General features: G+C 66.1%; 6 protein-coding genes. 4 read left to right on the plus strand and 2 right to left on the minus strand.

Features of this window, described 5'->3' with window-relative positions:
• Window positions 1-41: 41 nt before the first annotated feature.
• Window positions 42-983, minus strand: a complete 942-nt coding sequence (locus tag ABH925_RS37360; protein WP_370156035.1) for a transposase — start codon at window positions 981-983, stop codon at window positions 42-44.
• Between the two features lie 143 nt (window positions 984-1,126).
• On the opposite strand from ABH925_RS37360, the gene ABH925_RS37365 reads away from it, so the two are divergent.
• The 4 genes from ABH925_RS37365 to ABH925_RS37380 all read left to right on the plus strand — a co-directional run bounded on the left by ABH925_RS37365 (window position 1,127) and on the right by ABH925_RS37380 (window position 5,682).
• Window positions 1,127-1,357, plus strand: a complete 231-nt coding sequence (locus ABH925_RS37365; RefSeq protein WP_370156038.1) for a hypothetical protein — start codon at window positions 1,127-1,129, stop codon at window positions 1,355-1,357.
• A gap of 826 nt (window positions 1,358-2,183) precedes the next feature.
• Entirely contained in the window at window positions 2,184-3,263 is a 1,080-nt protein-coding gene (locus tag ABH925_RS37370; RefSeq protein WP_370156040.1) for a hypothetical protein, read from the plus strand.
• Window positions 3,256-4,104 carry a hypothetical protein gene (locus ABH925_RS37375; protein ID WP_370156042.1) on the plus strand — a complete coding sequence of 283 codons (849 nt, stop codon included), beginning with the start codon at window positions 3,256-3,258 and terminating at the stop codon, window positions 4,102-4,104. The genes ABH925_RS37370 and ABH925_RS37375 overlap by 8 nt, the downstream gene beginning before the upstream one ends.
• Before the next feature lie 123 nt (window positions 4,105-4,227).
• Entirely contained in the window at window positions 4,228-5,682 is a 1,455-nt protein-coding gene (locus tag ABH925_RS37380; protein WP_370156044.1) for an IS66 family transposase, read from the plus strand.
• A 155-nt stretch (window positions 5,683-5,837) separates the two neighbouring features.
• Here the strand turns inward: ABH925_RS37380 and ABH925_RS37385 are convergent.
• The coding region (locus ABH925_RS37385) for a transposase (protein ID WP_370156047.1) at window positions 5,838-6,515 on the minus strand (678 nt) is incomplete at its 5' end.

The raw sequence follows: 6,515 nt of genomic DNA on the forward strand, positions 1-6,515 counted from the left end.
ACCGCGTCCACCCAAGGGCGAGCGAGTTCTGAGGTCCGCCGTCAGACCCGCGGTGACCTGGAACTCGAAGTTACCTTTTGCGTTGTAGGAGTCTGCACGAGATAGCCGGTCCAGCGGGTGTCGCCGCGCCGTGTCCAGCGTGCCTCGGTCTCGTACGGCGACTCGATCCGCACCCGGGAGGGCGGCTGGCCGTCGCGCTCGGTGCGCGGCCGGAACCTTCCGCGCCCGTCCACCCAGAAGTGCTGTACCAGGATCTGCCGGAGGACTTGCGCCTGCGGCGGAAGGGCGCGGCCGGGGAAGCGGGTGCAGAGGTGTTCGAGCAGTTCGCGGGCGTCGGCGCCCACCCGTTCGAGTCGGGCGACGGGGTGGCTGGGCTGGGAGCACAGGCGTACCTGTCGGCCGTAGCGTTCGGCCCACTCGGCGGTGACCAGGTCATCCAGCAGCTCCGGCACCTCGCGGGCCACGACCTCCAGCACGGCGCGGACCGCCTCGGTCACCAGCTCCAGGCGGGTCAACGCCCGGGCTGCGGAAAGGATGTGGGTGGAGTCGGTGCGCTGCTTGCCTCGCCCCTTGAGCAGGCCGGCTCGCCGGATCCGGGTGAGCGCGAGGCCCAGCAGCCGGTCGGCACGGTCGCCCTCGGCGAACCGGTCGCGGAAGTCGGACAGGACGCTGTGGTGGAAGCCCGGGTCTTCCAGCTCCAGCCCCAACGCGTATTTGAAGTCGAGGCGGCAGCGGACCGCCTCCGCGGCCTGGCGGTCCGACAGGTTCATCACGTACTGCAGCACGCAGACGGTGGCCAGCTGCGCGGGCGAGAGCCCGGGGCGGCCGTCACGCGGGTACCACGCGGTGAAGTCCTCGTCGGTCCACAGGCCATCGAGACGGTCGCGGATCCACATGGCGGTGGTGCCCTGGGGGTTGCTGGCCCGGGCGACCCGCACGGTCAGCGGCGGGATCTCGGCTCCGGGATGAGACTGGAGGGACATGTCGGGCTCCTGGGCAAAACGAGCGGAACGATCCTACGAGCCTGACGCAACGTCACGATCGTTTACTGCCCGTTCTCAAGATTCCCGACAGAGTCGCTCAGGGAGAGTCGGTCCTAGGAACGATTGTCATAGAGAGCTGTGACATGCCCTGGTGGCACGGACACTTCGAGCCGGCGCCACCTTTCGAGTCGGTACGTCCGCTGTTCGATGAACTGGCACGGTCGGTCGACGCGAAAGAAGACCCCGCTGCCATGAGCGAGGCCTTCCAGGCCGTGGTGCAGCTCGGTCTCTCGATCGATCGGGGAAGCAAGGAGCCGCCGCTCACAGAGTTCTTCCTCTACATCAAGGCCGACCGCTTTCGGTTGCGCTACTGACTGCTGCGCCGTGGTGGTCCGGGCCGTCAACGCTGGGGCCGCGCAGCCGCGTGCCCCCAGCGTGCCCTGACGAGCGGGAAACGGCGGTAAGGCGCAGTCAGTCACGGCCCGCCCAAACAAAGCCAGCCCCCAACCAGTCTTGCTGGTCAGGGGCCGGTTTCAGCTCCTTGGGCGGAGAGCGTGGGATTCGAACCCACGGTCACAGTTTCCCGTGACGACAGTTTTCAAGAATGAAGGCGGCCGCACTGCCATAGGGGCTGTGACCTGCTGTGCAGAGGGAAGCTCGCCCGGGGGTGCCCCCCCCGTGGCCCCGGCCCAGCCCCGGAGCGGGCCTTGCGACCGCCTGACCCCCAGGCGGATCCATGGGGCTCTGACGGCAACGATGGACGCCCTCGCAGCACCCGTCCTGCGGGCCCTGCGGCTGGCCAGTCCGAATCCGTTCGTATGCGCCAATTCGCCGCTGCGCGCCTGCGTTGTTGTCAGCGGCTGTAGTCAGTGAGGAGCTGCCTCCAACACGCTTTCCAACTGTCCGCAGGGTCGTACGGCACGGTCCGCAGTCGTTCGCGCAGCAGCTCACACGGTCTGCCGTACGACCGTGAACTACAGCGCCCTGCGGCGCACAGGACAAAGACCAGGACAACCTCCTTGGTCGGCTACCTCGGTCTCGCCTTCCCGTTCGAATTGACCCCAATCGCGGTGGGGGGCGTCCGCGATGGGTGCGCGAGATGGCGGCGGAGTCTGCGTGATTGAGCGCTGCTTCCGGCAGGACCCGTGCGTTCAGCTGTCCTTAGCGTGGCCCTGGGAGTCGGCGCGGTGGGGGGATCAAATGGCGGTGGAGCGCGAGAGCGTCGGAACGCTCATGGAGTGGTTTGCGGACGGCGGGCCGGTGCGGTCCGCCGTCACCGGGGCCGACACCTTGGTGGAGAAGCTGGCCGCTGTCGTCTTCCAGGGCGAGTGGGACTGGCCCGGCAGGGCCGACCGGATCGACGCCTATCGGGACGGCCTGGGCGAGTGGTTTGCCTACGACAGCGGCCGCGAACAGCAGTTCATGGAGCTGACCTCGCCGAACACGGATCCAGGCGTGTTCGTCGCCTGGTTCCTGCCGGTAGTCCTCGAGTGGGAGGGCCGGACCGCGCGGAACGGCACCGATGGCACCGCGGAGGGCCAGGAAGCGACCGGTTGGCCCAACCCGAACCACGACGGGACCCCGGACACCGAGTTCTACCGGCTTGACGCTGCGGGCCGGGAGTACCTGTACTCGGCGACTGCCGACGGCTTGGACTGGGCGACCTACGAGCAGCGCCGCTACTCCGAGCCCGTCAGGCACGACGAATACGGCCTCGATTACCGCTACGACCGCCGAGACGAGGCCTACGAGTGGTATGACGAGGCCTCGGGGACGTGGAACGACCAGGCCTGGGCCGACTTGCAGGTGGCGGGGACAAGTTCGGTAGCGGCATCCTCCGGCGGTCGTGAAGCCGAGTGGGACGAGGCCTGGGCGATGTTCTACCGCGTGGGCCCGGGCGGCGTGTACGAGTTCTCCGGCGCCGTGGTTCCGGGCCAGCCGGCCAGCGGCTGTGACGATGCCTGGATCAGTCACGCGCAGGTGCTGGCCCGGAGGACCGCCTTCGAACCCGACCCCGTGGAACCCGACCCCGTGGAACCCGACCCCGTGGAACCCGACCCCGTGGAACCCGACCCCGTGGAACCGGGCGGCGTGGAAGCGGGCACGGGGCGGCCGGACGTGTTCGAGCGGGACGCTGAGGTGCGCGACCCTGCCGCCGTCGCGGACGTACGGAAATCCATTGAATCGCTGATCGACCAGGACCCGGCACTCCGGGAGTTCCTGGACGACGAGGATATCGAAACGATCATCGCGGATCTGTCAGGAGGACGACGTGAGTGATGCTTTTGGCACTGCTACACCACTAGACCAGCCGAACAATACTGCGCCGATTTCAGGGGACGAGGAGTACGCTAGACGCAAGGCTCTTGGCAAGGCTCGGGAAAGGTTCGCGACACTACGGGATAGACTGGATTTAGAAATGAAGGCAGCGACCTTTCTTGCCGGGCTAAAAGCAAACAGGCACGGCACGCAAGCGGAAGGGATTCGAGGGGGAATTAGTTGCATAGACCCACTACTTAAGGCCGTGGATGACTTCCTGGGGCGTACTGCACAGAATCCCCCAGCTCATGCACTGAAGGATGCAGTAGAGGAGGCTTTGGCGCTGGAAGACCGGCGGAAATCCATGGAGGAGTCGGATGGTTACAAAAAATTCTCAAAAATTCTGGAAGCCTCAGAAAAACAGAGGGAAGAGGGGGAGCGCAACCGGAAGGATGCCATACACCGACAGTCTCTGCCAACAGCCGGAAAATGGCCAGAGAATAAAGATAAAGATGGCAATATAACCAAGGCAAAAGTATGCGTGGCCATGCTGGGTGCCGTAAACAAGACAGGGATTTCCGGCGTCACGCATCATACAGGGGAACCTCACCCCGCGATGACCAGTTTGCTGGATGGCCGCGCATCGGTAGAGGCTTGGAAGGTCCATGTGTGCGCCGAAGTCGATGCAATGCACCAGCTGCTCCATGCCCTCATACCCAAGGGGAAGACCAAAGCCGAAATACCGCAGAGGATTGAGTTTAAGACATTCAATATAACCCCTCGGGGTGCAGTTACTCCAATTTATCCGTGTAATAATTGCCTGTCTTGGATCAAGGAGATTGGCGGCATTATCATTGCCTGATCCTGATCGCGTCCATGGAGGTGAATCCGCCCGTCATCGCCGGTAAGCATTCAGGTGCTCTGCCCGTCGGTGGCGAGTTGACGATGTGACAGGTTGTCGGGGTCTCTGGCACGCTGCGGGATCATGTCTGCTGCCGCCGAGCCTGCTGCGTCGCGCGAGGACCTCCTCGCGCTGATCGCGGTGCTGCGCGAGCAGAACGTGGCGCTGGCCCAGCAGTGTGCCCTGACTGAGGAGCGCAACGCCCTGCTGGAGAAGCGGGCTGCGCTGCTGGAGGACAAGAACGCGCAGCTCGCTGCCGCCAACGAGCGGCTGGCGAAGCGGGTCGCGCAGTTGGAGCGACGGCTAGGCCGCAACTCGGGCAACTCCAACTTCCCGCCATCGCAGGACGTGTTCGGCCTGCCCGCGGACGGGAAGCCCGAGGCGAAGCCGAAGAATGAGACCAGACGGGGCAAGCGCAGGGGCGCGCCCGGCGCGGGGCTGGGGATGGTCGAGCGGCCGGACAAGGTCAGGAACCATCGCCCGGGTGCCTGCGGGGACTGCGGCACGGGGTTGCGCGGCGTGCCCTCGGTCGGCTTCGCCCGCCGGCAGGTCCACGACATCCCCTTGGTCACGGTCAAGGTCACCGAGCACCGGTTGCATAAGGTGCGCTGCGACTGCGGCCACACCACGACCGCCGAAGCGCCCGAGGGACTGGCGGGCTCGCCCGCGTCCTACGGCCCGAACCTGCGTGCACTGGCGGTCTACCTGGCGGTGTTTCACCACGTCCCGGTCGAGCGGACAGCGCAATTGATCGCCGACCTCACCGGCGCCGTGGTATCCACCGGCTGGGTGAGTGGCATGGTCGCCGAAGCCGCCGACCTGACCGCCGGCTCGCTGAACCTCATCAAGGCCCTGCTGATGCTCGGGCACATTGTGCACGCCGACGAGACGACCACCAGGATCAGCGGGAAACGTCGCTGGCCGCACGTCGCGTGCACCGATCTGCTGACCTACCTGGCCCTGGCTCCGCGCTCACGCGAGGGCGCCAACGCCCTGGGCGTTCTGCCCGGGTTCCGCGGCACCCTGGTCCACGACTCGCTCTCGCTCTACGCCGGCTACCGCGACGCCGCACACCAACTGTGCGGCGCACACTTGATCCGCGAACTTACCGCCGCCGAGCAGGACCATCCGAAGCAGAAGTGGCACCAGCAGATCCGCTGGGCGCTGGCTGGCCTGAACCGGCAAGCCCTACGCGTGCGAGGCGGCGAGATCCCCGAGATCAGCCCCGAATCGCTGCTGTTCTACCAACAGCACTACCACCGGGGCATCGCCGCCGGACTGGCACTGCACCCCCGAGCTCCCGAACGCAAGCAGTCCACGGCCCGCAACCTGCTGGAACGGCTCCGCGACCAGGCGAACGACGTTCTCCGCTTCGCCGACCACCCTCGCCAGGTCCCCTTCACCAACAACAGCGCCGAACGCGCGCTCAGACCGATCAAGACCCAGGTGAAAATCTCCGGCTGCCACCGTCCGATGCTGGTGCCGCGGCCTGGCTCGCCGTGCGCTCCTACCTGGACTCCGCCCGCAAGCACGGCCTGAACCCCTTCGACGCGATCCACAGCGCCTTCACCGGCAGCCTCTGGATGCCACCCATCGCCTTGCCCGTATGACCAGCAGACATCACACTGCGTCACATATCGGGCCGCATTCCTTCTGAATGCGTACGATGAGTCTGTGGTGGTCGCGGCCAGGTACTACAGCCTCAGATCTTGTGACGTTTGATCGTTCCTGTCGTTGACTGAGCCCGGGGCGACTCCGGCGAAGCTGGCAAGGCGGTCGGCACTCCCGAAGCGGGTCATGTCGCCGGAGGTTGCGGCGAGGAACTCGGCGCCCAGGAGCGGGCCGATGCTGGGCATGCTGGCGATCACTTCGGCGAGGTCGTGGTCTCGAAACCGGGCTGCAATGAGCTTGTCGATCTCCGCGATCTGCTCGTTGAGGTCCATCACCTCCTTCGCCAGGGTGTGGATCACTTGGGCGGCGATCTTCTCCCCGGGGACGGTGGTGTGTTGGCGCTCGGCCGCCTCCAGGGCGGCCTGGGCCAGAGTGTCGGCGCCGCGGACCTTGCGGTTGCGCAGCCAGGTCTCCAGGCGGCTGCGGCCGACCCGTCGCAGGGCGGCCGACGTCTGGTAGCCGGTCAGCAGGACCAGCGGACCGACGTTGCCCATGTCCAGGACACGCTCCAACGCGGGGAAGATCCCAGTGAGTTGGCCGCGCAGGCGGTTGATCCTGCGGGTGCGGTCGGCGGACAGGTCGGAGCGCCGGTCGGTGAGGATCCTCAGAGGGCGTTTGAGGTAGGCGGATTGCCCTTTATGTCTTAGTAGGTTCCTCGCCAGCTTGGTGTGGTTTCGTCCGTTATGCGCTTGGTTAGGTTG

It is taken from the genome of Streptacidiphilus sp. EB129 (assembly GCF_041262645.1).
Lineage (GTDB): Bacteria > Actinomycetota > Actinomycetes > Streptomycetales > Streptomycetaceae > Streptacidiphilus.

Bases quoted from the DNA above. Each gene is read 5' to 3' on its own strand.
- ABH925_RS37360 (WP_370156035.1), bottom strand. From the start codon at position 983: ATGTCCCTCCAGTCTCATCCCGGAGCCGAGATCCCGCCGCTGACCGTG.
- ABH925_RS37365 (WP_370156038.1), top strand. From the start codon at position 1,127: ATGCCCTGGTGGCACGGACACTTCGAGCCGGCGCCACCTTTCGAGTCG.
- ABH925_RS37370 (WP_370156040.1), top strand. From the start codon at position 2,184: ATGGCGGTGGAGCGCGAGAGCGTCGGAACGCTCATGGAGTGGTTTGCG.
- ABH925_RS37380 (WP_370156044.1), top strand. From the start codon at position 4,228: ATGTCTGCTGCCGCCGAGCCTGCTGCGTCGCGCGAGGACCTCCTCGCG.